Raw genomic sequence first — 22,111 nt, forward strand, 5'->3', positions numbered from 1 at the left:
TCTGCACGCCCGCGGGGTCGGCCAGATCGCCTCGGCGCGCGCGGCCGGCGTGCCGATCTACGCCGGGACCGACGCGGCGGCGGTCCGGCGGCCGCCTGGCTTGCCGCCTGGTCCGCGGCGTCCAGGGTGGCGATGTCGTCGAGCCCGTGCACGGTCGGCCGCTCGGCGGCCGCGCGTCGTTTCCGGCGGGCCTCGTATCCGCGGCCCGCGCCGGCGCCGCCCACCTGCTCGGCGGCCGCCTCGGCGAAGTCCCGGCAGGTGGCGAACCGATCACCGGGGTCGCGGGCCAGCGCCTTGGCGAAGACCTCGTCGAGCCGGGCCAGCTCGGGACGCTGGCCGCGGGCGTCGCGCTCGGGCGGCACACCGCGTCGCGGCCCGCCCCGGTGGCGGGGCCGGCGCCGTCGATCACCGCCGTGCCCGGGCCCGTGACCGCCGCGCCGCCGCCCGCCGCCCAGCTCGACGGCAGTTTCCGCCTCGAGACCGAACGCACCAAGCAGACCTACAACGACGTGGCCGACCCGCAGCCGCCGGACATCCGGACCTGGTGGGCGTTCCGGTCGTCGTGCGGCCCGCAGGCCTGCACGGCCGCCGCCGCCCAACTCGACGACAACGACCATTCGCGGGCGATGTCGCCCGGCGGGGGCGTGTTCTTCCTGCGGTTCACCGACGGGCAGTGGCTGTCGCAGCCGGTGGACCTGGACTTCCCGTGCTTCGGCCCGGACGGGTCGCAGGCCACGCAAAGCACGACGCTGGTGCTGGCGTTGCGACCGCAGCCGCCGGGTGACTTCGTCGGCGAGGAGACCGTGACCGTCCAGACCAACGAGTGCGGTCAGCAGTCGGCCGTCATCCGGATCCCCGCGGTCGCCAGCCGCCGGGGCGAGGTGCCGCCGGCCGTCGCGGTGCCGGATCCCGCGAAGCCGCCCGAGAGCCCGGGCGCCGCCGCGCCGACGCTGTCGCCGTACCGCCCCAACGGCGAGCGGTAACGCAGACTCACATCGGCACACGGCCGCGCGCGCCGCGCCGAAAAGATTGCGAGTGCTCACTATCTACGCTAGGGTGGCCGCACGACGACCGGGAGGGCAGCGTGGCCTACGACGTGATCATCCGCGACGGACTGTGGTTCGACGGCACCGGCAGCGCGCCGCGGACGCGCACCCTAGGCATCCGCGACGGGGTGGTCGCCACGGTCTCCACCGGGCCGCTGGACGAGACCGGCTGCCCCGAGGTGATCGACGCGGGCGGCAAGTGGATCGTGCCCGGCTTCATCGACGTGCACACCCATTACGACGCCGAGGTGTTGCTGGACCCCGGGCTGCGGGAGTCGGTGCGCCACGGCGTCACCACCGTGCTGCTGGGCAATTGCTCGCTGTCGACGGTGTACGCCGATTCCGAGGACGCCGCCGACCTGTTCAGCAGGGTGGAGGCGGTACCGCGCGAATTCGTGTTCGGCGCGTTGCACTCCAACCGCACCTGGTCGACGGCGGCCGAATACGTCAAGGCGCTCGACGCCCTGCCGCTGGGGCCCAATGTCGGCTCGCTGCTTGGGCATTCGGACCTGCGCACGGCCGTGCTCGGACTCGAGCGCGCCACCGACGCCGCCGTCCGACCCACCGACGACGAGCTGGCCACCATGGCGCGCCTGCTCGACGAGGCGCTCGACGCCGGGATGCTCGGGATGTCCGGCATGGACGCCGCCATCGACAAGCTGGACGGCGAGCGCTTCCGTTCGCGTGCCCTGCCGTCCACGTTCGCGACCTGGCGGGAACGGCGCCGACTGCTCAAGGTGCTGCGCCGGCGGCGGCGGATCCTGCAGAGCGCGCCCAACGTGGCCAAGCCGTCAACCGGGATGCTGTTCTTCTTCGCCAGCAGCCGAATCCTGAACTGGGGCAAGAGTGTTCGGATGAGCATGCTGGTCTCCGCCGACGCCAAGTCCATGCCGCTGTCGGTCTACATGTTCGGCCCGGCGACCCGCTTCCTCAACAAGTTGCTGGGCGCGCAGGTGCGGTTCCAGCACCTGCCGGTGCCGTTCGAGCTGTACTCCGACGGCATCGACCTGCCGGTCTTCGAGGAGTTCGGCGCCGGCACCGCCGCCCTGCATCTGCGAGACCAATTGCAGCGCAACGCATTACTGGCCGACCGGGACTATCGCCGGAAATTCCGTCGCGAGTTCGACCGCGTCAAACTCGGGCCGTCGCTGTGGCACCGCGACTTTCACGACGCGGTGATCGTCGAATGCCCGGACGCGTCGCTGATCGGCAAGAGCTTCGGGGCGATCGCCGACGAGCGGAGTCTGCACCCGCTCGATGCGTTCCTCGACGTGCTGGTCGACAACGGCGAACGCAACGTGCGGTGGACCACCACGGTCGCCAACCACCGCCCGAAGCTGCTCGACGCGCTGGCCACGGAGACCAGCGTGCATATGGGCTTCTCCGACGCCGGGGCGCACCTGCGCAACATGGCGTTCTACAACTTCGCCCTGCGGATGCTCAAGCGCACCCGCGACGCCCACCGCGGTGGCGCGCCCTTCATGTCGATCGAGCAGGCCGTGCACCGCCTCACCGGAGAGCTGGGGGAGTGGTTCGGGATCGACGCCGGCACGCTGCGCCGCGGCGACCGGGCCGACTTCGTCGTCATCGACCCCGCTGGCCTCGACGACGCGGTGGACGGTTACCACGAGGAGGAGGTGCCGTTCTACGGCGGCCTGCGCCGCATGGTGAACCGCAACGACGACGCCGTGCTGGCGACCGGCGTGGGCGGGGTGGTCGTCTACGAGCGCGGCGAGTTCCGCGAGGGCTACGGACGGACCTGCCGTTCGGGCCGGTACCTGCGTGCGGGCGCGCGGGAGCGCGGCGGCGTCGCGGCGGGCGCCGGGGCCTGAGGTGGCCCGCACCCAGCAGCAGCGCCGCGAGGAGACCGTCGGCCGGCTGCTCGACGCCTGCATCGCGACCATCGTCGAGGTGGGCTACGCCCGGGCGTCGGCCGCGGTGATCACCAAGCGTGCCGGGGTGTCGGTGGGGGCCCTGTTCCGGCATTTCGACACCATGGGCGACTTTATGGCCGCGACGGCCTCGGAGGTGTTGCGCCGGCAGCTGGAGTCGTTCACCAAGGGCGTCGCGGAGATTCCCGCCGACCAGCCTGCGCTGGAGGCGGCGCTGGTGATCCTGCGCGACCTGACCGCGGGCCCGGCCAACGCGGTGCTCTACGAGTTGCTGATCGCCGCCCGCACCGACGACAAGCTCAGGGCCACCCTGCGCCACGAGCTGGGCCAGTACGCCGCCAAGATCCACGACGCGGCCCGGGCGCTGCCCGGCGCCGACGGCTTCGCCGAGGACACCTTCCCCGTGCTGGTGGCTCTGATGACCAACGTCTTCGACGGGGCCGCCGTGGTGGAGGGCGTGTTGCCGCAGCCGGCCATTGCGGCCCAACGGATTCCCGTGCTCGCCGCGCTGCTGGCGGCGGCGGCCCGGCCGGGTGCGGACTGACTACAGCGAGCCGATGCTGGACTGCGGGCTCTGCGCGAAGCCCCAATCGAACAGCGTGGCCGCCTGGTCCCAGTAGGTGGGGCCGCCCTCATGGATCAGCCCGTACATCATGGCGATCACCAGCCGGCGGCCGCCGCGGGCCGCGGCCCCGACGAAGGTCTTGCGGGCGGCGTTGGTGAACCCGGTCTTGCCGCCGATGGCGCCGGGGTAGCGCTGCAGCAGCTCGTCCTGGTTGACGATCGGGTGGTCGCCGTTGTCGCCGGGGAACATCGCCGAGGGCTCGGCCGTGATCTGCGCGAACACCGGATTGGCCATGGCAGCGCGAAAGATCACCGCCAGGTCGTGGGCCGTCGACGCTCCCGAGCCGGCGGGGCCGTCCAGGCCGGACGGCGTGGCCGCGTGCGTGCTGGCGGCGCCCAGCGAGGCCGCCTTGGCGTTCATCTTGGCGACCGTGACCTCGGGGCCGCCCAGCATGTGCGCCAGGGTGTTCGCGGCGTCGTTACCCGACACCAGCAGCAGGGCGTCCAGGAGTTGGCGCGCGGTGTAGGTGCGGCCGGGCTTGATGCCGACGCAGTTGCACTCGACCTCGGTGTCGGCGACGTCGGCGACGACGGTGGAGTCCAGGCTGACCGAATCCAGGACGACTTGTGCGAGCAGCGTCTTGATGGTGCTGGCCGGTGGGTGCGCGACGTTCTGGTCGCGCCCGGCCAGCACCTGGCCACTGTCCAGGTCGGCGACGATCCAGGTCTGCGCCGGGCCGTCGGGGATGGGCATCGAGCCGACCGGCTGCATGCTGTCCGCCCACGCGGTGCCGGTCACGACGGTGGCCGTGCACGTGCCGAGCGCGACCAGCGCGGCGGGCACCTTGGTCACGAGGGCCATGAGCTTGCGCATGGGCGCAAAGTCTAACTTCCGACCCATTTTCGCGGCGATGTTCAGTACTGTCTCGAGGCATGTTGAGCCTGGCCGAAATCTCCGACCGCCTCGAGATCCAGCAGCTGATGGTGGACTACTCCACCGCCATCGACCAGCGCCGCTTCGACGACCTCGACGAGGTCTTCACCGAAGACGCCTACATCGATTACACCGCCTTCGGCGGCATCGAGGGCCGTTACCCCGAGGTCAAGAAGTGGCTCAGTGAGGTCTTGCCCAACTTCCCCGTCTACGCCCACATGCTCGGCAACTTCTCGGTCGACGTCGACGGGGACACCGCCTCGTCGCGGGTCATCTGCTTCAACCCGATGGTGTTCCCCGACGAGGCGGGAAAAGCGGGGGAGCAGGTGATGTTCTGCGCGCTGTGGTACGACGACGAATTCGTGCGCACGCCTCAGGGCTGGCGGATGACCCGGCGCGTCGAGACGAAGGTCTTCCAGAAGGTGATGTGACGCCCGGGCTGCTTCGTGCGGCGAGATTGCCGCCAGGGCTGCGCCGGCGCCCGGATCGCGACCATGGCGGCAATCTCGCCGCACGGGGACCGCGCATTTCTGTCCGGGCGCCCCGTTCTGGCACAATAGGCGGCTGTCCGGCGCGCGACCCACTCGCGAGTGCCCGCCCGCCGGTCGGAAACGCGAGGCAAAACCGGGTCCGGGCATCCCGCCCCGATCGCTGAATTGCAGCGTGACACCCCACAGGAGATTTCGCTCAACCATGGCTGTCAAGATCAAGCTCACCCGGCTTGGCAAGATCCGCAACCCCCAGTACCGCATCGCCGTCGCCGACGCGCGCAACCGGCGCGACGGCCGCTCGATCGAGGTCATCGGCCGTTACCACCCGAAGGAAGAGCCGAGCCTGATCGAGATCGACTCCGAGCGCGCCCAGTACTGGCTGTCGGTCGGCGCCCAGCCCACCGAGCCCGTGCTCAAGCTGCTGAAGATCACCGGTGACTGGCAGAAGTTCAAGGGTCTGCCCGGCGCCGAGGGCACCCTGAAGGTCGCGCCGCCCAAGCCCAGCAAGCTGGAGCTGTTCAACGCCGCGCTGGCCGCCGCCGAGGGCGGACCCACCACCGAGGCCACCACGCCGAAGAAGAAGGCCCCGGCCAAGAAGGCGACCGCGAAAGCCCCCGACGCCGAGTCCGCGGCCCCCGAGGGCGAGGCGCCGGCCGAGGCCGGCGAGCAGGCCGAGTCGGCGACCGAGAGCTGACGCAGGTGAGTACGGTCGTCGTTGACGCTGTCGAGCATCTGGTCCGCGGGATCGTCGACAACCCCGACGATGTCCGCGTGGACATGGTGACCAGTCGCCGCGGGCGCACGGTCGAGGTCCACGTCCATCCCGACGACCTGGGCAAGGTGATCGGGCGAGGGGGCCGCACCGCGACCGCGTTGCGCACCCTGGTCGCCGGCATCGGCGGTCGCGGGATCCGCGTCGACGTGGTGGACACCGACCAGTAACCGCTCAAGGAGCTCCCTTGGAGTTGACGGTCGGGCGCGTGGTGAAGGCGCACGGCATCGGCGGCGAGGTGGTGGTGGAGGTCCGCACCGACGACCCCGCGGCCCGCTTCGCCTCGGGTAACACGTTGCGCGCCAAGCACTCCCGTGCCGGTTGGGAACGCGATTGCGTGGTCGACGGCGTGCGCGAGCACGGCGGCCGGCTGCTGGTGCGGTTCGCCGGCGTGACCGACCGCGACGCCGCCGACGCGCTGCGCGGCGCGTTGTTCGTCGTCGATTCCGACGACCTGCCGCCGATCGACGAGCCGGACACCTACTACGACCACCAGCTCGAGGGGCTGCGCGTCCGCACGGTCGCCGGCGAGGAGATCGGGGTGGTGGCCGAGGTGCTGCACACCGCGGCCGGTGAACTGCTGGCGGTGCGGCGCGGGGCCGGCGCGGTCGCGGGCCAAAGCCCCGAGGTCTTGGTGCCGTTCGTCGGCGCGATCGTCACCGACGTGTCGCTGGGCGACGGGGTCGTCGAGATCGATCCGCCCGAGGGCCTGCTGGACCTGGGGTAGCGGCTCATGCGAATCGACGTCGTCACCATCTTCCCGGCCTACCTGGACCCGCTGCGAGAGGCGTTGCCCGGCAAGGCTATTCAGTCCGGACTCGTCGACCTGCGGGTGCACGACCTGCGGCGGTGGACCCATGACGTGCACCGCTCGGTCGACGACGCCCCCTACGGCGGCGGCCCGGGCATGGTCATGAAGGCGCCGGTGTGGGGCGCGGCCCTCGACGAGATCTGTTCGGCCGACACGTTATTGGCCGTGCCGACGCCCGCGGGCGCGCTGTTCACCCAGGCGACGGCGCAGCGCTGGAGCGCCGAGGCGCACCTGGTGTTCGCCTGCGGCCGCTATGAGGGCATCGACCAACGGGTCGTCGACGACGCCGCGCGGCGGATGCGGGTGGAAGAGGTCTCCATCGGCGACTACGTGCTGCCGGGCGGCGAGTCGGCGGCGCTCGTGATGATCGAGTCGGTGCTGCGGCTGCTCGACGGCGTGCTCGGCAACCCGGCGTCGCACCGCGAGGATTCGCACGCGCCGGCGCTGGACCGGCGCCTGGAGGGCCCCAGCTACACCCGGCCACCCAGCTGGCGCGGGCTCGACGTTCCCGACGTCTTGCTCTCCGGCGACCACGGGCGGGTCGCGGCGTGGCGGCGCGAGGTGTCGCTGCAGCGCACCCGGGAGCGTCGGCCCGAGCTGCTGGAACCGCCCGGCCCGGACGCGTCGGGTTAGAGCCCGCGGCGCGGCGGGTCGATACGGCCCTCGGGGAACATCGTCTTGACCGCCTGGGTGATGGTGTCCCGCGCGGTCGCCTCGTCGGAGGGCTGCAGCGACTGGACCACCATGATGTAGCGGCGGTCGGCGCCCACCAGGCCCGTCGACAGGTGCATCCAGTCGGCGCCGATGCAGCACATCCAGCCCTGCTTGACGGCGACCTGCTCCGCGTAGAGGCCGTCGGGGATGCCGAACCGCTGCGGGTAGCCGTCGAGCCCGTTCGGCGTGGACCGGGCCAGGTCGTTCTCGATGATCTTGGCCTGCGCGGGCGGCAGCCCGCCCGACCCGTCGAGCAGCATGTCGTAGTAGCGGATCAGGTCGGTGACCGAGCTCATCGTGTTCCACCACCGGCCGTCGCTCGGCGGGGTGGTCGAGCCCAGGCCGTACCGGGCCGCGACCTCGGTGATGATGGCCGACCCGCCGCCCTGGCCCCAGAACCGCTCGGCGGCGCCGTCGTCGGAGGATTGCAGCATCGCGTCCAACGCCTGGCGGTCCTCCGGGGCCAGCGCGGCCTTGCCCTGGGACTCGTGCAGCAGCAGGTCGTCGGCGATGAACAGCTTCGCGACCGAGGCGGTCCCGATGATCTGGCCGTTGCCGCTGCTGACCAGCCGGTGGGTGACGCGGTCGAGGATGGCGACCGACACCGCGGCGCCGCTGGCCGCGGCCGCGTCGATCGCCTGCTGGACGCGGGCCTGCAGTGGCCCAAGCCCGGCGTCGGACAGCGGCGGCTGCTGTTGCGGCAGGGCCGCCTCGAGCAGCAGTTCGGCCGACTGCGTCGGCCGGGGCGACGGCGCCGTCAGCGCCTGCGCGGGCGCGGCATAGACGGGCAGGCTGTAGGCCCGGGCCTGCACCCGCGCCTCGGAGCCGGCGGCGACCACCAACGCCACCGCCGCTGTGGCGGTGAACAGGGTCAGCGGCCGTACCCGCATGAGATTCCTCCGACGTACCGACACACCGTGCCGACGGACACGGATGCGGGCCGCCGCGCGCCACCGGACCCGGCCATCACGCCAAAGTGCGGGTGAGCGCGTTCTGACCCCAGTCATATGTACCATTCACCAGCGGGTTTGGCTCGCCGCGAACCGCCGAATCGCTGTGATTTTCGCCGGATGGGGCGCATCTGGCACAATTGACCAGTTGTCTCCAGCGGTTGCAGGCCGGTCCGGCCGCATTCCGCCTGCTGCGAGACGCGCAAGATGCCTAGAACCATCGGCTCGGCGGCCGCCCGTCCCGGGTGGCCGCTGCTGACCGCGACCGCAAGGAAGTGTCTTCTCAGATGAACCGGCTGGACTTCGTCGATCAGACGTCGCTGCGCGACGACATCCCGGTTTTCGGCCCGGGTGACACCATCAACGTGCACGTCAAGGTCATCGAGGGCGCCAAGGAGCGTATCCAGGTGTTCAAGGGCGTGGTGATCCGCCGGCAGGGCGGTGGCATCCGCGAGACCTTCACGGTGCGCAAGGAGAGCTACGGCGTCGGCGTCGAGCGGACCTTCCCCGTGCACTCGCCCAACATCGACCACCTCGAGGTCGTGACCCGGGGTGACGTGCGCCGCGCCAAGCTGTACTACCTGCGCGAGCTGCGCGGCAAGAAGGCCAAGATCAAGGAAAAGCGCTGACCTCCAGACGCGTTGGCGGCGCCGCGGTTTGGACAGATCGGTCCGGGGGCGGTGCACCGCAGCCGCGACGCCGGCTGGCTACGCTGATCTCGTGACCGATACCCCCGAGCCCCAGCGCGACGCCGGACAGCCGGAGCCCAAGGTCTCGACCCGCGACGCGGACCCGCCTGCCGGCGAGGCTGCCGCGGCGGGCCCCGCGATCCCGGAACCCGCCGAACCGGACCCCGACGCGGACGCCAAGGACGGCGGCAAGCGTTCGACGCTGCGGGAGTTCGCGATCCTGGCGGTCATCGCGGTGGTGCTCTACTACGTGATGCTGACGTTCGTCGCGCGGCCCTACCTGATTCCCTCGGAGTCGATGGAGCCCACGCTGCACGGCTGCACGGGCTGCGTCGGCGACCGGATCATGGTCGACAAGATCACCTACCGGTTCCACCCGCCGAGCCCGGGCGACGTCATCGTGTTCAAGGGGCCGCCGCCGTGGAACCTGGGCTACAAGTCGATCCGGTCCAACAACACCGTGCTGCGCTGGGCGCAGGACGCGCTGTCGTTCATCGGGTTCGTCCCGCCCGACGAGAACGACCTGGTCAAGCGGGTGATCGCGGTCGGCGGCCAGACGGTGCAGTGCCGCGCGGACACCGGCCTGACCGTCAACGGCCGGCCGCTGAAGGAGCCCTACCTCGACCCGTCGACCATGATGGCGGACCCGGCCGTGTACCCCTGCCTGGGCAGCGAGTTCGGGCCCGTCACCGTCCCGCCCGGGCGGCTGTGGGTGATGGGGGACAACCGCACGCACTCCGCGGACTCGCGGGCGCACTGCACCAGTGTCCCGGCGGAGGCGCTCAAGGGCGTGTTGTGTACCGGCGACCCCATGTCGGGGACCGTGCCGGTGGCCAACGTCATCGGCAAGGCCAGGTTCATCGTGTGGCCGCCGACGCGATGGCGTGGTGTGGAAACGGTGAACCCGCAGCAGAATTCCTAGCCGTGGGCCGCGCATGATCCGCACTTGGCCGCCGCGGACGGTGATCCGCAAATCGTCGGGGTTGCGCACCCTGGAGTCGGCGCTGTACCGCAGCGGGCTGGGTCCGGTGGCCGGCGTCGACGAGGTCGGTCGTGGCGCCTGCGCGGGCCCGCTGGTGGTGGCGGCCTGCGTGCTCGGGCCCACCCGCCTGGAAAGCCTTGCGGCGCTTGACGATTCGAAGAAGTTGACAGAGGCGGCGCGGGAGAAGCTGTTCCCGGTGATCCGCCGCTACGCGCTGGCCTACCACGTGGTCTTCATCCCGCCGGCCGAGGTGGACCGCCGCGGCGTCCACGTGGCGAACATCGAGGGCATGCGCCGCGCGGTCGCCGGCCTACCGATGCGGCCCGGCTACGTGCTCAGCGACGGCTTCCGGGTGCCCGGCCTGGCCGTCCCGTCGCTGCCGGTGATCGGCGGGGACGCGGTCGCGGCGTGCATCGCCGCCGCCAGCGTGCTGGCGAAGGTCAGCCGCGACCGGCTGATGGTCGCGATGGACGCCGACCACCCCGGGTACGGCTTCGCCGACCACAAGGGTTACAGCACCCCGGCGCACGGCTCGGCGTTGACGCGGCTGGGCCCGTGCCCCGAACATCGCCGGTCGTTCATCAACGTCCGGCGGGTCGCCCTGGCACCGGCCGGCTCCGGCGGCCGGGTGGTCGCCGAGTGCGATCCCGACCCTCCGCTGGAGCGCAACGGATATCGGTGAGGAAAGATGGTTCGGGAAGCATCACTAAGAAGGACGTCCGAGCGGATGAGTGGCAGATGAGCGCAGAAGATCTCGAGAAGTACGAAACCGAGATGGAGCTCTCGCTGTACCGCGAATACAAGGACATCGTCGGTCAGTTCAGCTACGTCGTGGAAACCGAGCGGCGTTTCTACCTGGCCAACAGCGTGGAGATGGTGCCGCGCAACGCTGACGGCGAGGTCTACTTCGAGTTGCGCCTGTCCGACGCGTGGGTGTGGGACATGTACCGGCCGGCGCGGTTCGTCAAGCAGGTGCGGGTCGTCACCTTCAAGGACGTCAACATCGAAGAGGTCGAGAAGCCCGAGCTGCGGCTGCCCGAATAGCGGGCCCTAGCCCTGCTGCTCGGCCGACGGCAGCTGCCCGCGCCGGTCGATCACCTCGCGCGCCACGTCGGCCAGCTTGATGTTGAGCGCCTGGGAGTGCCGGCGCAGCAGGTCGAACGCCTCGTCCTCGCCCAGCTCGTGCAGCAGCATCAGCATGCCGACGGCCTTGCCGATCTCCCGGTTGCTGAGCAGCCCGCGCCGCAGGCTCGCCGAATCCTCGCCCTTGGCGACGGCGTTGATGGCCACGCTGGCGAACGCGGCCAGCACCGCGGCCCGGCCGGCGGCCTCGGCGTCGAAGGTGTTGGGGGTGTCGCTGAACAGGTTGAGCGCGGCGCCCTTGCGCTTGTCCACCAGCAGCCGAAAGCCCATGGCGCCGCGCACGGGGGTGTCGGCGATCAGCACTTTCGCCAGCTGCGGCCACAGCGACGGCCGGGTGAGGTCGGGCTCGATCTGCGGGGTTTCCTCCTCGATCGCGTCGATGCACGGGCCGTCTCCGGAGCGCCGCTCCAACTCGTCGATGTGCTGCGCGATCCGGTCGCTGGCGCCGACGGTGACGTAGCGGTCGCCGTCGCGGACCAGGAGGCTGGCGTGGTCACACCCGCGGACCACCAGGGTGGCGGCGACGCAGATCGCCGCGTACATCTCGTTGGCGTCGGAGCCTTGGTAGATGATCTCGGCCAGCGCCGCGAAAACCGTCCCCGGGTCGGCTTTCTCCCCTCCTGGCAGTGGTGCTGCGGGGCCAGCCTTCGGATCATCTCCCACGCCGGGCCTCTTTTCCTGCGGTGTCGGCATCGCGACCTGCGGTCATCGCCGTAGATTATCGGTCGCCGGCGCGCGCCTCACGTGCTGTTCGGTGCGGTCGCCCCTGCGCGGGCGCGTCGTCGAGCCACTGCCGCTGACCAAAGAAAACACCCGACGACAATACGGGTACCGCGCCCGTTGCACTGGCGAATCGCGACACCGGATGCCCGGCGCCGGGCCGTCCCGAAGGATGGCGCCGCGCGCGGCGTGAGGTTTCCCACGGTGTGGTTTCGGCGCGGTGGCGGCGGGAACCATCGAGGGATGGGAGTGACCGTGGCGGTGACCGGGCCGACGGGCGAGATCGGGGTCTCCGCGGTGACGGCCCTGGAGCGCGAACCCGCGGTGGACGCCATCATCGGGATGGCCCGCCGGCCGTTCGACCCGTCGTCGCGCGGGTGGACCAAGACCACCTACCAGCAGGGCGACATCCTCGACCGCGAGGCCGTCGACGCCCTGGTCGCGCAGGCGGACGTGGTGATCCACCTGGCGTTCATCATCATGGGCTCGCGGGGGGAAAGCGCCCGCATCAACCTGCAGGGCACCCGCAACGTCTTCGAGGCGACGGCGGCCAGCCCGCGAACCCGCCGCCTGGTCTACACGTCGTCGGTGGCGGCCTACGGGTACCACACCGACAATCCCGTTCCGTTGACCGAGGATGTGCCCACCCGCGGCTCGGCCGAGCATTATTACTCCGCCCAGAAGGCGGCGTGCGAGGAGTTGCTGGCCGAGATCACCGCGGACTCGTCGTTGGAGGTCTTCGTGCTGCGGCCGTGCATCGTCGCCGGCCCTAACGCCACCGCCCTGGCCGACGCGATGCCGTGGAATCAACTGCCCGCCCCGGTGCGCGCCGTGGTGAAGGCGGTGCCCATCCTCAAGCCCGTCGTGCCCGACCCCGGTATCCCGCTGCAGCTGGTCCACCACGACGACGTCGCCACGGCCATCGCGCTGGCGGCCACGACGCCGGCGCCGCCGGGGGTGTACAACATCGCCGGCGACGGGGTGGTGACGGTGGGCGACGTGGCCAAGGCGCTGGGTGGCCGCCCCGTGCGGGTGCCCGCCGTCGCGGCGACGGCGGCGTCCGCGGCGCTGTCCCGCGCGCCCCGCATCCCGTCGATGCTGGAGTGGCTGCACACCGCCCGCACGTCGATGGTCATGGACACCTCGAAGGCCCGGACGCAGTTGGGCTGGCGGCCTATCCACTCCTCGGCCGACACGTTGACCGCGCTCGCGTCGACGGCGTGAGCCCGGCGCCCGCGGCGCCGACCACTGTAGTTTGGGCTGGTGGAGAATCGGCGCCCGCGGGGATCCGACTAGTGGGCCGCGACCGGTGGAACGCCGGTGGGTAACGTCACCGCGCGCCGGCGCGCGCAACATCTGACCGCGGGCCGTTCGGTCACGCGGCCGGAGACCCTGGTCGTGGAGGAACCGCTGGAGATCCGGGTCGCCGGCGCACCGATCACCGTGACGATGCGCACACCCGGGTCCGATTTCGAGCTGGCGCAAGGGTTTCTGCTCACCGAGGGCGTCATCGCGGGCCGCGACGACGTGGTCAGCATCCGGTATTGCGGCGGGCGCGGCGACGATGGCGTCAACACCTACAACGTGTTGGACGTGACGCTGGCCGCGGGCGTGGCCGCCCCCGACCTCGACGTCACGCGAAACTTCTACACGACCTCGTCGTGCGGGGTGTGCGGCAAGGCGTCGCTGGAGGCGGTGCGGCTGGTCAGCCGCTTCGCGCCGGGCGAGGATCCCGTGACCGTCGCCGCGGCCACCCTGAAGGCGATGCCGGCCCAATTGCGTTCCGCGCAGAAGGTTTTCGATACCACGGGAGGCCTGCACGCCGCGGCGCTGGTCGGAGCCGGCGGCGAGATGCTGGTGGTGCGCGAGGACATCGGCCGGCATAACGCCGTGGACAAGGTGCTCGGCTGGGCCCTGGAGCATCGGCAGCTGCCGCTGGTCGCGACGGTGCTGCTGGTCAGCGGCCGGGCGTCGTTCGAGTTGACGCAGAAGGCCGTGATGGCCGGAATCCCGGTGCTGGCGGCGGTGTCCGCGCCGTCCTCGCTGGCCGTCTCGCTGGCGGAGGAGTCCGGCGTGACGCTGGTGGCGTTCCTGCGGGAGGACTCGATGAACGTCTACACCCGCGCGGACCGCATCGCCTGAGTGCGCCCGGCCGGCTGTGGACGGGCGGCCGACTGGGGATAACCACCCGCCGTGGGCGCCCGCCCGCCGCGACGCCCGGCCGACCTGTCGGGGTCACCGGGCACGGTGGCGCCCATGACGACCGAATCGACGATGACCCGCATCGAGCTGGGCGCGCTGGGGGAGGCGCTCGCCGTGGATCACCTGACGCGGCTGGGACTGCGCATCCTGCACCGCAACTGGCGCTGCCGCTACGGCGAACTCGACGTGATCGCCTGCGACGACATCACCCGCACGGTGGTGTTCGTCGAGGTGAAGACCCGCACCGGTGACGGATACGGCGGCCTGGCGCACGCCGTCACCCCGCGCAAAGTCCGGCGGCTGCGCCGGCTGGCCGGCCTCTGGCTTGCCGGCCAGGACGGCCGGTGGGCCGCGCTGCGCATCGACGTGATCGGCGTGCGGATCGGGCGGCGGCGCACCCCCGAGCTCACCCACCTGCAAGGGATCGGCTGATGCCGCTGGGACGCGCCTTCTCGGTCGCGGTGCGCGGCGTGGACGGGCAGATCGTGGAGATCGAGGCCGACATCACGTCCGGGCTGCCGGGTGTGCACCTGGTCGGGCTGCCCGACGCGGCGCTGCAGGAATCCCGCGACCGGGTCCGCGCGGCCGTCGCCAACTGCGGCAACAGCTGGCCCTTGGCGCGTCTCACGCTGGCCCTGTCGCCGGCGACGCTGCCCAAAACCGGTTCCGTCTACGACATCGCCCTGGCCGCGTCCGTGCTGTCGGCGCAGCGCAGGAATCCCTGGGATCGCCTCGAAAAGACGGTGCTGCTGGGCGAGCTGTCGCTGGACGGCCGCGTCCGGCCGGTGCGCGGCGTGCTGCCCGCGGTGCTGGCCGCCAAACGCGACGGCTGGCCGGCGGTCGTGGTCCCCGTCGACAACCTCGCCGAGGCCAGCCTGGTCGACGGCATCGACGTGTACGGGGTGCGCACGCTGGGGCAGCTGCAGAAGTGGCTCAACGGCGCCGCGCCCCTGGACAGCGGCGTGCACACGCAGGCCGCGGCGCCCGAACCGCTGGCAGACCTGGCCGACGTGGTGGGGCAGACGCAGGCCCGGTTCGCGGTGGAGGTCGCCGCCGCGGGCGCGCACCACCTCATGCTGACCGGGCCGCCCGGGGTCGGCAAAACGATGCTGGCGCAACGGCTTCCGGGGCTGTTGCCCCCGCTCACCGACAGTGAGGCGCTTCAGGTGACGGCCATCCACTCGGTGGCCGGGCTCCTGTCGGCCGAGACGCCGCTGATCACCCGGCCGCCTTTCGTGGCGCCGCATCACAGCTCGAGCGTGGCCGCGCTGGTCGGTGGCGGCTCGGGGCTGGCGCGTCCCGGGGCGGTCAGCTGCGCGCATCGCGGCGTGCTCTTTCTCGACGAGTGCGCGGAGATCCGCGTCAGCGCGCTGGAGGCGTTGCGAACTCCCTTGGAGGACGGCGAGATTCGCCTGGCCCGCCGCGACGGCGTGGCCTGCTACCCGGCGCGGTTCCAGCTGGTCCTGGCCGCCAACCTGTGTCCGTGCGCGCCGGCCCGCCCCCAGGACTGCATCTGCGCGGCCGCGACCAGGCGCCGCTACCTGGGCAAGCTGTCCGGGCCGCTGCTCGACAGGGTCGACCTGCGGGTGCAGATGGACCCGGTCCGCGCGGGCGCCTTCTCCGGCGGCGAGGGTGAGCCCACGGCCGAGGTGCGCCGGCGGGTGGCCCAAGCGCGGGCGGCCGCGGCCGACCGCTGGCGACCGCACGGCTTCAGCACCAACGCCGAGGTCAGCGGCCCGCTGTTGCGGCGCGAGTTCCGGCCGGCCCACGCGACGATGGTGCCGCTGCAGCGGGCGCTGGACCGCGGGCTGCTCAGCATCCGCGGCCTCGACCGCACGCTGCGCGTCGCGTGGAGCCTGGCCGATCTAGCCGGCCGGGTCTCACCGGGTCCCGACGAGGTAGCCACCGCGCTGAGTTTCCGGCAAGGGGGAGCGCAGCGATGAGCGCGGCGCGATCACCAGTGCAGCATCCGCAACCAGTCGGTGTGCCCGCCGCGCATCACGATCGCGACGGTCACCAGGACGGCGAACGCGCGCGCGAATTGCGCCATCGCCCGGCCGCTCTCGCCGCGCCGTTCCATGTCGCGCAGCGCGATCCACGCGAGCGCGGCGCTCAGCAGGGGGATCGGCAGGCCCACCCAGCAGACCAGGCTCAAGGCGAACGCCGCGATGGCCCAGGGGTTGCGCTGGCGGGTGGGTGCGGCGCACATCATCGGTCGACCGATCGTCATCGTCATCATCGCGGGCTCCGTTCGTTGCCGGCCGCTTCAAGGCGGCGGGCTGCTGACACCCAGACACTCCCGCGGCGGCCTGAACGGATTCTTGGCGGATTCTTGGGACGGGAGGCCCGGCGATGACCGCGTGGATCGACGACCCCGTCCGGCGCGCCTGGGCCTATCTGTCCCGGGTGGCCGAGCCACCCTGCGCCGAACTCGCCGCCCTGGTGCGGCGCGTCGGGCCGGTCGACGCGGCGGAGGCGATCCGCCGCGGTCTGGTCCAGGGCGACCTGGCGCGCCATACCGCGGCCCGGCGTCACATGGACTGTGCGGCCGCCGATCTCGACACGCTCGCACGCCGCGGCGGCCGGCTGATCACGCCCGATGACGACGAGTGGCCTGTGCTGGCGTTCGCCGCGTTCACCGGGGCTCAAGCCCGCCCGCGCGGCGGGCCGCCGCTCGTGTTGTGGGCGTTGGGGCCCGCCCGCCTCGACGAGATCACGGATCGCGCGGCGGCCGTGGTGGGCACGCGCGCGTGCACCGCGTACGGCGAACACATGGCCGCCGACCTGACGGCCGGGCTGGTCGAACGCGACGTCGCCGTCGTCTCCGGTGGCGCCTACGGCATCGACGGCGCGGTGCACCGCGCCGCCCTGGAAAGCGACGGCGTCACTGTGGCCGTGCTGGCCGGCGGCATCGACGTCCCCTATCCCAGCGGCCACACCGCCCTGCTGCATCGCGTCGGCCAGCACGGCCTGCTGTTGACCGAATATCCGCCCGGCGTCCGGCCGGCCCGGCACCGGTTCCTGACCCGCAACCGCCTGGTGGCCGCAGCCGCCGGCGCCACCGTGGTCGTCGAAGCCGGGTTGCGCAGCGGCGCGGCGAACACCGCCGCGTGGACGCGGGCGTTGGGACGGGTGGTGGCCGCGGTGCCCGGCCCCGTGACGTCGTCGGCGTCCGCGGGGTGCCACGCGTTGCTGCGCGACGGCGCGCAACTGGTCACCCGGGCCGAGCACGTGGTCGAGCTGATGGGACGCATCGGCGAGCTGGCGCCCGAGGAATGCGGCCCCGCCACCGTGTTCGACGAACTCAGCGACGCCGAACGCAGGGTGTACGAGGCGCTGCCCGGCCGCGGCGCGGTGACGGTCGAGCAAATCGCCGTCGGGTCGGGCCTCGCACCCGAGCAGGCGCTGGGGCCCCTGGCGATGCTGGAGCTCGCGGGCTTGGTCCGGCGCGACGGCGGGCGCTGGGGCATCGTTCGCGCCGGCGCCGCTGCGGCGCCGGCGCCGTGATCAGGCGGACAACCGCTCGGCCACCGCCCAGGGGAAAACCGTGCCGGCGGACCGGGGCCCTGGGCGGCCGGGTAGCCCACCGGCCGGGCCGTCGCCGGGGAGGGGCGCCGGTCTTGCGCCACTACGCTCGTCAGCGTGACGGGGAGTTCGATCGGCGAGGCGCTCGACGACATGCCGGTGGGACCGGTGCACCGCAAGATCGTCGTCGCCGTGGGTCTCGGATTGTTCTTCGAGATCTACGAGATCTTCCTGTCTGCCACCATCGGCACCGCCATGCGGCGTGAATTCGGCGTGGGCGACATCGTTCTCAAACTGATGCTGGCGTCCTCATTCTTGGGGATGTTCCTCGGCGCGGCGTTCTTCGGCGGGCTCGCCGACCGGTTGGGCCGGCGCAACGGCTTCCTGATCGGCCTCGCCTGGTTCTCGGTGTTCTCCCTGCTGGGCGCGTTCGTGCCGTCCCCCGCGCTGCTGCTGGCCACGCGGTTCCTGGCGGGCGTGGGCATCGGCGCCGTCTACCCGGTGGCCGACTCTTACCTGGCCGACGTGCTGCCGAAGGAGCAGCGTGGCCGGCTGGCCGCCTACGCGTACACATGCTCCCACCTGGCGGTGCCACTGGCCGGGTTCCTGTCGTTCTGGTTGAGCAGCCGCGCACCCATCGGTATCGCGGGCTGGCGTTGGCTCGTGGCTTTCGGGGGAGTGGGTGCCGCGAGCGTGCTGGCCCTCAACCGGTGGCTGCCGGAGTCACCGCGCTGGCTGGCCGGCGCCGGGCGCGTTGACGAGGCCCGCCGGGTGCTGGCCCGATTCGCGGGCGCACCGTCAGCGGCCACGCACGACGCGGACCTGTCCGACCACGGGCTGCACACGCCGGCCAGGCCCGCCTTCCCGATACTGCGCCGCGCCCCCTACAGCCGCCGACTGGCGATGCTGGTCATCTTCCATCTGTTCCAGACGTTCGGTTACTACGGTTTCGGCACACTGGCCACGCTGGTCCTCGTGAACCGCGGCTTCCCTGTCGCCTCGTCGATGCTGTTCAGTGCGGTGTCGTTCCTCGGATATCCGATCGGGTCGGCGATGGCCATCCCGCTCATCGCGAAATTCGAGCGCAAGTTCCTGGTCGTCGGGTCGATCGCGGCGGTCGCTGGCTTCGGCCTGCTGTTCGCCACGCAGTCGTCGGCGCCGTTGATCGTGCTGTTCGGCTTCCTGACCACCGCCACCTGCAACGTGTTCTCCAACGTCTACCACGTCTACCAGGCGGAGATCTTCCCCACCGAGGTGCGCGCCACAGCGGTCGGCTGGACCTACTCGTTGTCCCGCCTGTCCAGCGGCGCCTCGCCGTTTCTGCTGTTACCGGTCCTGCACCGCTACGGTGCGGGCGCGATGTTCGCCGTCGTGGCCGCCGCGTTGGCACTCGTGGGCGTCGCGGTTCTCTGGCTGGGCCCGCGCACCTCGCATCGAAGTGTCGACGACATCAACCCCGAAGTCCGCACGCCCGAACCAGACGTCCAGGGCGCCGACCGGTGACGCCAGCGGCGCAACGACCGCCTCGGGCTCGCCCGTCCCACCGGGGTGCGGTGTTTGCAGCCGGAGCTTCGTAACGCGGTACCGCGGGCGGTCGGCAAGGCGTTCTCAGGCCGCCCGCTGCACCACGCGATACGGGAGGCGGCGCTCGACTGCGCCGCCGGACAATTCAGCGTTGGCCGCGTGCGATTCGGACAACAGGTCCTGCTGTCGATACATAGACGCAAACGGTGGTCGCTGCTGCTGGGATCTCTTCGCCTGCGAGGTTGACTGATGGGGCAGGAGGAATCGTGAATAGTGTAGTGCAAGAAACGGATTCGAAGGACGCGACGGTGCAGCCGCGGATCCGGGCCGGTGAAGTCTCCGGACGCCGGGGCAAGGCGATCGCGCCCGGACCGCTGTCTGTGCCGGTGAGCTGGTCGACCACCGCACCGCGGATCCAGACGGCCTCCCCGTTGTCCGCAGCGGCCAACCGCACCGCCAACGCCGCCGTCGGGGCCGACGGCGCCACCATCACCAACGTGGCGGGCACCCTCACCGTCACCACCAGGCGTTATCCGCAACTGCGACTCTGCAACGGCGCCCCGCCGCGTTCCTAGCCCACAACAGGCCTTTCGCCGTCCGGCACGACGCCGTGCCATGCCGACCGGCAAACGTGGCCAGGCCGCGCCCGCGAAACGGCTCGTATAGTCGACGGGGGTCGGGACTGGACAGGAGGACACGTGGCGGGTCGGCCTTTGCAACGTTTCGAAGTCGTCGGTACTGAACAACTCACGCGGCACATGATCCGGGTTGTGCTGCGAAGCAGCGACTTCAGCTCCTTCGTGCCCAGCAAATTCACCGACTCCTACGTCAAGCTGGCCTTCGTCGCGGACGACATCGACGTCTCGGCGCTGCCGCAGCCGTTGACCCTCGACAGCTTCTCCGGCCTGCCGCCCGAGAAGCGGCCCTCGGTGCGCACCATCACGGTGCGCCGCGTCGATGTGGCGGCACACGAAATCACGCTGGACCTGGTGACCCACGGGGAACACGGGGTGGCGGGGCAGTGGGCCGCCGCCGCCCGTCCCGGCCAGACCATCTACCTGATGGGCCCCGGCGGCGCGTACACGCCCGACCCCGCGGCCGACTGGCATCTGCTGGCCGGCGACGAGTCGGCGCTCCCGGCGATCTCCGCCGCGCTGGAGGCCCTGCCGGCCAGCGCGGTCGGCAAGGCCTTCATCGAGGTCGCCGGCCCGGAAGACGAGATCCCGCTGGTGGCGCCGGACGGCGTCGAGGTGCACTGGGTCTACCGCGGCGGCCGGGCGGACTTGGTCCCCGAGGACCGCGCCGGTGATCACTCGCCGCTCGTCGAGGCCGTCACCACCACGCTGTGGCTGCCGGGCCAGGTCCACGTCTTCATCCACGGCGAGGCGCAGGCCGTCATGCACAACCTGCGGCCCTTCATCCGCAAGGAGCGTGGCGTCGACGCGAAGTGGGCGTCGTCGATCTCCGGGTACTGGCGTCGGGGCCGCACCGAAGAGACGTTCCGGCAGTGGAAAAAGGAGCTGGCGCAGGCGGAGGCCGGCGGGTCCTGACGACTTCGCCTGCCGCTGCGGCGGGCTGGCATGCTCTTCCCCATGGCACTGTCACCGCATTTCGGGGATTACCAGAACGAGATCTATCTGCGAGGCCTGGCCGGTGTGGTCCCGCCGCTGCCGATGGTCTTCTCCGAGCTGGAGGCCAAGGCCGCCACGGCGCTGCCACCCTCAGTGTGGTCGTATGTCGCCGGCGGAGCGGGTGACGAGCGCACCCAGCGGGCCAACGCCACGGCGTTCGAACGCTGGGGGCTGATGCCCCGCATGTTCGTCGGCGCCGCGCAGCGCGACCTGTCGGTCGACCTGTTCGGTCTGAGCCTGCCGACGCCCGCGTTCCTGGCGCCGATCGGGGTCATCGGGATCTGCGCCCAGGACGGCCACGGCGACCTGGCCACCGCTCGAGCGGCCGCGCGCACCGGTGTCCCGATGGTCGCCTCCACCCTGTCCGTCGACCCGATGGAGGACGTCGCCGCCGCCCTGGGTGACACCCCCGGCTTCTTCCAGCTCTACACCCCCAACGACCGCGAGCTGGCCGCCAGCTTCGTGCACCGCGCCGAGGCGGCCGGGTTCAAGGGCATCGTCGTCACGCTGGACACCTGGGTGACCGGTTGGCGCCCGCGCGACCTGAGCACCGCCAACTTCCCCCAACTCCGCGGGCACTGCCTGGCCAACTACACCAGCGACCCCGTGTTCCGCGCCGGCCTGCAACGGACCCCGGAGGAGGACCCGCAAGCCGCCGTGCTGCGCTGGGTGCAGGTCTTCGGTTCCGCGCTGACCTGGGACGACCTGCCCTGGCTGCGGTCGCTGACCGATCTGCCGCTGCTGGTCAAGGGCATCTGCCACCCCGACGACGCCCGTCGCGCCAAGGACGGCGGCGTCGACGGCATCTACTGCTCGAACCACGGCGGTCGGCAGGCCAACGGCGGCCTGCCCGCCATCGAGTGCCTGCCCGGCGTGGTCGAGGCGGCCGACGGGCTGCCCGTGCTGTTCGATTCGGGCGTGCGCAGCGGCTCCGACATCGTCAAGGCGCTGGCGCTGGGCGCCACCGCGGTGGGCGTGGGCCGCCCCTACGCCTACGGGCTGGCGCTGGGCGGCGACGACGGCATCGTGCATGTGCTGCGCAGCCTGCTCGCCGAGGCGGACCTGATCATGGCCGTCGACGGCTACCCGACGCTGCAAGATCTCACCCCGGACACGCTGCGGCGCGTCGACTGAGCCGCCGCGTCCGCGCCTGCCACCGTGAGGGCGTGGACGAGATACTCGAGGAGTTCGACGAGTACCTGGGGCTGCAGTGCGGCCGCTCGGCGCACACCCGCCGCGCCTACCTCGGCGATCTGCGGTCGCTGTGGGCGTTTCTGCAGCAGCGCGGCGGGGTCCTCGGCGAGCAGGCCGCGGCGGACGGCCCATGCGGTGAAGGACTTGACGGCCGAGGTGCGCCGGGCCAGCGTCGTGCGGGCCGTCCCGGCCCCCGCGGCCGACGCCAGCCAGGCGCGCAACAGCGGCAGGCTCAATCCCGCGAGGTCGACGCCGCGCTGCTGCAGAAACGCCCACAGCGACCGCAGATCGCCGAGGTAGGCGCGGCGGGTGTGCGCCGAGCGGCCG

Annotated in this window: 24 protein-coding genes and 3 pseudogenes; 22 read left to right on the forward strand and 5 right to left on the reverse strand. The window is 71.6% G+C overall.

Translation table 11 applies throughout. The features are described from left to right. Positions 1–146: 146 nt before the first annotated feature. From A5714_RS13515 to A5714_RS13525, 3 genes are all read left to right on the forward strand, one after another. A complete protein-coding gene (locus A5714_RS13515) occupies positions 147–983 on the forward strand; it encodes a hypothetical protein (RefSeq protein ID WP_068282812.1) in 837 nt (278 codons plus the stop codon). Positions 984–1,084: 101 nt separating this feature from the next. Further along, positions 1,085–2,878, forward strand: a complete 1,794-nt coding sequence (locus A5714_RS13520) for an amidohydrolase family protein (protein WP_068285839.1) — start codon at positions 1,085–1,087, stop codon at positions 2,876–2,878. A 1-nt stretch (position 2,879) separates the two neighbouring features. Then, the gene (locus tag A5714_RS13525) at positions 2,880–3,482 is read left to right on the forward strand and encodes a TetR/AcrR family transcriptional regulator (protein ID WP_068285862.1); all 603 of its coding nucleotides are present in this window, start codon (positions 2,880–2,882) and stop codon (positions 3,480–3,482) included. On the opposite strand, the gene A5714_RS13530 is transcribed toward A5714_RS13525, so the two are convergent. Then, positions 3,483–4,364, reverse strand: a complete 882-nt coding sequence (locus A5714_RS13530) for a D-alanyl-D-alanine carboxypeptidase family protein (protein ID WP_369829442.1) — start codon at positions 4,362–4,364, stop codon at positions 3,483–3,485. Positions 4,365–4,435: 71 nt separating this feature from the next. On the opposite strand from A5714_RS13530, the gene A5714_RS13535 reads away from it, so the two are divergent. The 5 genes from A5714_RS13535 to trmD all read left to right on the forward strand — a co-directional run bounded on the left by A5714_RS13535 (position 4,436) and on the right by trmD (position 7,143). Continuing rightward, positions 4,436–4,867: a nuclear transport factor 2 family protein gene (locus A5714_RS13535; protein ID WP_068285844.1), complete on the forward strand. Its 432-nt coding sequence runs from the start codon at positions 4,436–4,438 to the stop codon at positions 4,865–4,867. A 262-nt stretch (positions 4,868–5,129) separates the two neighbouring features. Then, positions 5,130–5,621 (forward strand): 30S ribosomal protein S16, encoded by a 492-nt coding sequence (gene rpsP / locus A5714_RS13540; protein ID WP_068285846.1) that lies wholly within the window; start codon positions 5,130–5,132, stop codon positions 5,619–5,621. 5 nt (positions 5,622–5,626) lie between these two features. Next, the gene (locus A5714_RS13545; protein ID WP_003878715.1) at positions 5,627–5,869 is read left to right on the forward strand and encodes an RNA-binding protein; all 243 of its coding nucleotides are present in this window, start codon (positions 5,627–5,629) and stop codon (positions 5,867–5,869) included. Positions 5,870–5,886: 17 nt separating this feature from the next. Continuing rightward, the gene (gene rimM, locus A5714_RS13550; protein WP_068068188.1) at positions 5,887–6,426 is read left to right on the forward strand and encodes a ribosome maturation factor RimM; all 540 of its coding nucleotides are present in this window, start codon (positions 5,887–5,889) and stop codon (positions 6,424–6,426) included. 6 nt (positions 6,427–6,432) lie between these two features. Then, complete coding sequence (gene trmD / locus A5714_RS13555; protein WP_068285848.1) at positions 6,433–7,143, forward strand: tRNA (guanosine(37)-N1)-methyltransferase TrmD; 711 nt, start codon at positions 6,433–6,435, stop codon at positions 7,141–7,143. On the opposite strand, the gene A5714_RS13560 is transcribed toward trmD, so the two are convergent. Next, positions 7,140–8,114, reverse strand: a complete 975-nt coding sequence (locus A5714_RS13560) for a hypothetical protein (RefSeq protein WP_068285850.1) — start codon at positions 8,112–8,114, stop codon at positions 7,140–7,142. The two genes, trmD and A5714_RS13560, sit on opposite strands and share 4 nt — an antisense overlap. Positions 8,115–8,461: 347 nt before the next feature. On the opposite strand from A5714_RS13560, the gene rplS reads away from it, so the two are divergent. The 4 genes and pseudogenes from rplS (at position 8,462) to A5714_RS13580 (ending at position 10,889) form a co-directional block, all read left to right on the forward strand. After that, positions 8,462–8,803 (forward strand): 50S ribosomal protein L19, encoded by a 342-nt coding sequence (gene rplS / locus A5714_RS13565; RefSeq protein WP_068068181.1) that lies wholly within the window; start codon positions 8,462–8,464, stop codon positions 8,801–8,803. A 91-nt stretch (positions 8,804–8,894) separates the two neighbouring features. Next, positions 8,895–9,785 carry a signal peptidase I gene (lepB, locus tag A5714_RS13570; protein WP_068068178.1) on the forward strand — a complete coding sequence of 297 codons (891 nt, stop codon included), beginning with the start codon at positions 8,895–8,897 and terminating at the stop codon, positions 9,783–9,785. A 13-nt stretch (positions 9,786–9,798) separates the two neighbouring features. Beyond that, positions 9,799–10,555, forward strand: a pseudogene (locus tag A5714_RS13575) (ribonuclease HII). A 28-nt stretch (positions 10,556–10,583) separates the two neighbouring features. Next, positions 10,584–10,889: a DUF2469 domain-containing protein gene (locus tag A5714_RS13580; RefSeq protein ID WP_007171389.1), complete on the forward strand. Its 306-nt coding sequence runs from the start codon at positions 10,584–10,586 to the stop codon at positions 10,887–10,889. 6 nt (positions 10,890–10,895) lie between these two features. Here the strand turns inward: A5714_RS13580 and A5714_RS13585 are convergent, their stop codons facing one another. Next, entirely contained in the window at positions 10,896–11,651 is a 756-nt protein-coding gene (locus tag A5714_RS13585; RefSeq protein ID WP_068068227.1) for a GAF and ANTAR domain-containing protein, read from the reverse strand. Positions 11,652–11,951: 300 nt separating this feature from the next. Between A5714_RS13585 and A5714_RS13590 the strand changes: the two genes are divergently transcribed. The 4 genes from A5714_RS13590 (at position 11,952) to A5714_RS13605 (ending at position 15,853) form a co-directional block, all read left to right on the forward strand. Continuing rightward, a complete protein-coding gene (locus tag A5714_RS13590; RefSeq protein WP_068285852.1) occupies positions 11,952–12,932 on the forward strand; it encodes an NAD-dependent epimerase/dehydratase family protein in 981 nt (326 codons plus the stop codon). A gap of 96 nt (positions 12,933–13,028) precedes the next feature. Then, positions 13,029–13,850, forward strand: coding sequence for a formate dehydrogenase accessory sulfurtransferase FdhD (gene fdhD, locus A5714_RS13595; protein ID WP_068068167.1), 822 nt, complete (start codon positions 13,029–13,031; stop codon positions 13,848–13,850). A 114-nt stretch (positions 13,851–13,964) separates the two neighbouring features. Further along, positions 13,965–14,342, forward strand: a complete 378-nt coding sequence (locus A5714_RS13600; protein ID WP_068285854.1) for a YraN family protein — start codon at positions 13,965–13,967, stop codon at positions 14,340–14,342. Continuing rightward, on the forward strand, positions 14,342–15,853 hold the full coding sequence (locus tag A5714_RS13605) for a YifB family Mg chelatase-like AAA ATPase (protein WP_068285856.1): 1,512 nt from the start codon (positions 14,342–14,344) through the stop codon (positions 15,851–15,853). The genes A5714_RS13600 and A5714_RS13605 overlap by 1 nt, the downstream gene beginning before the upstream one ends. 11 nt (positions 15,854–15,864) lie before the next feature. Here A5714_RS13605 and A5714_RS13610 read toward each other — a convergent pair whose 3' ends face one another. Then, positions 15,865–16,140, reverse strand: a complete 276-nt coding sequence (locus A5714_RS13610) for a DUF4190 domain-containing protein (protein WP_068285863.1) — start codon at positions 16,138–16,140, stop codon at positions 15,865–15,867. A gap of 134 nt (positions 16,141–16,274) precedes the next feature. Between A5714_RS13610 and dprA the strand changes: the two genes are divergently transcribed. The 6 genes and pseudogenes from dprA to A5714_RS25385 form a co-directional block, all read left to right on the forward strand. Continuing rightward, positions 16,275–17,417 carry a DNA-processing protein DprA gene (dprA, locus tag A5714_RS13615; RefSeq protein WP_156747312.1) on the forward strand — a complete coding sequence of 381 codons (1,143 nt, stop codon included), beginning with the start codon at positions 16,275–16,277 and terminating at the stop codon, positions 17,415–17,417. 135 nt (positions 17,418–17,552) lie between these two features. Beyond that, complete coding sequence (locus A5714_RS13620; protein WP_231975886.1) at positions 17,553–18,938, forward strand: MFS transporter; 1,386 nt, start codon at positions 17,553–17,555, stop codon at positions 18,936–18,938. A 287-nt stretch (positions 18,939–19,225) separates the two neighbouring features. Then, positions 19,226–19,534: a hypothetical protein gene (locus A5714_RS13625; RefSeq protein ID WP_197513689.1), complete on the forward strand. Its 309-nt coding sequence runs from the start codon at positions 19,226–19,228 to the stop codon at positions 19,532–19,534. Positions 19,535–19,657: 123 nt separating this feature from the next. Then, positions 19,658–20,509 (forward strand): siderophore-interacting protein, encoded by an 852-nt coding sequence (locus tag A5714_RS13630; protein WP_068071249.1) that lies wholly within the window; start codon positions 19,658–19,660, stop codon positions 20,507–20,509. A gap of 42 nt (positions 20,510–20,551) precedes the next feature. After that, positions 20,552–21,724, forward strand: a complete 1,173-nt coding sequence (locus tag A5714_RS13635) for an alpha-hydroxy-acid oxidizing protein (RefSeq protein ID WP_068285867.1) — start codon at positions 20,552–20,554, stop codon at positions 21,722–21,724. A 32-nt stretch (positions 21,725–21,756) separates the two neighbouring features. Beyond that, positions 21,757–21,888 (forward strand): annotated as a pseudogene (locus A5714_RS25385) (site-specific integrase); the annotation flags it as partial. Here A5714_RS25385 and A5714_RS25390 read toward each other — a convergent pair. Next, positions 21,865–22,111 (reverse strand): annotated as a pseudogene (locus A5714_RS25390) (site-specific integrase); the annotation flags it as partial. The pseudogenes A5714_RS25385 and A5714_RS25390 sit on opposite strands and share 24 nt — an antisense overlap.

This window comes from Mycobacterium sp. E2462, from assembly GCF_001672685.1.
In the GTDB taxonomy this organism is placed as follows: Bacteria; Actinomycetota; Actinomycetes; order Mycobacteriales; family Mycobacteriaceae; genus Mycobacterium.

Coding starts and splice junctions, on each gene's coding strand:
- A5714_RS13530 (WP_369829442.1), bottom strand. CDS start 4,364: ATGGCCCTCGTGACCAAGGTGCCCGCCGCGCTGGTCGCGCTCGGCACG.
- A5714_RS13535 (WP_068285844.1), top strand. CDS start 4,436: ATGTTGAGCCTGGCCGAAATCTCCGACCGCCTCGAGATCCAGCAGCTG.
- rpsP (WP_068285846.1), top strand. CDS start 5,130: ATGGCTGTCAAGATCAAGCTCACCCGGCTTGGCAAGATCCGCAACCCC.
- trmD (WP_068285848.1), top strand. CDS start 6,433: ATGCGAATCGACGTCGTCACCATCTTCCCGGCCTACCTGGACCCGCTG.
- A5714_RS13560 (WP_068285850.1), bottom strand. CDS start 8,114: ATGCGGGTACGGCCGCTGACCCTGTTCACCGCCACAGCGGCGGTGGCG.
- rplS (WP_068068181.1), top strand. CDS start 8,462: ATGAACCGGCTGGACTTCGTCGATCAGACGTCGCTGCGCGACGACATC.
- A5714_RS13580 (WP_007171389.1), top strand. CDS start 10,584: ATGAGCGCAGAAGATCTCGAGAAGTACGAAACCGAGATGGAGCTCTCG.
- A5714_RS13590 (WP_068285852.1), top strand. CDS start 11,952: ATGGGAGTGACCGTGGCGGTGACCGGGCCGACGGGCGAGATCGGGGTC.
- A5714_RS13600 (WP_068285854.1), top strand. CDS start 13,965: ATGACGACCGAATCGACGATGACCCGCATCGAGCTGGGCGCGCTGGGG.
- A5714_RS13605 (WP_068285856.1), top strand. CDS start 14,342: ATGCCGCTGGGACGCGCCTTCTCGGTCGCGGTGCGCGGCGTGGACGGG.
- A5714_RS13610 (WP_068285863.1), bottom strand. CDS start 16,140: ATGACGATCGGTCGACCGATGATGTGCGCCGCACCCACCCGCCAGCGC.
- A5714_RS13635 (WP_068285867.1), top strand. CDS start 20,552: ATGGCACTGTCACCGCATTTCGGGGATTACCAGAACGAGATCTATCTG.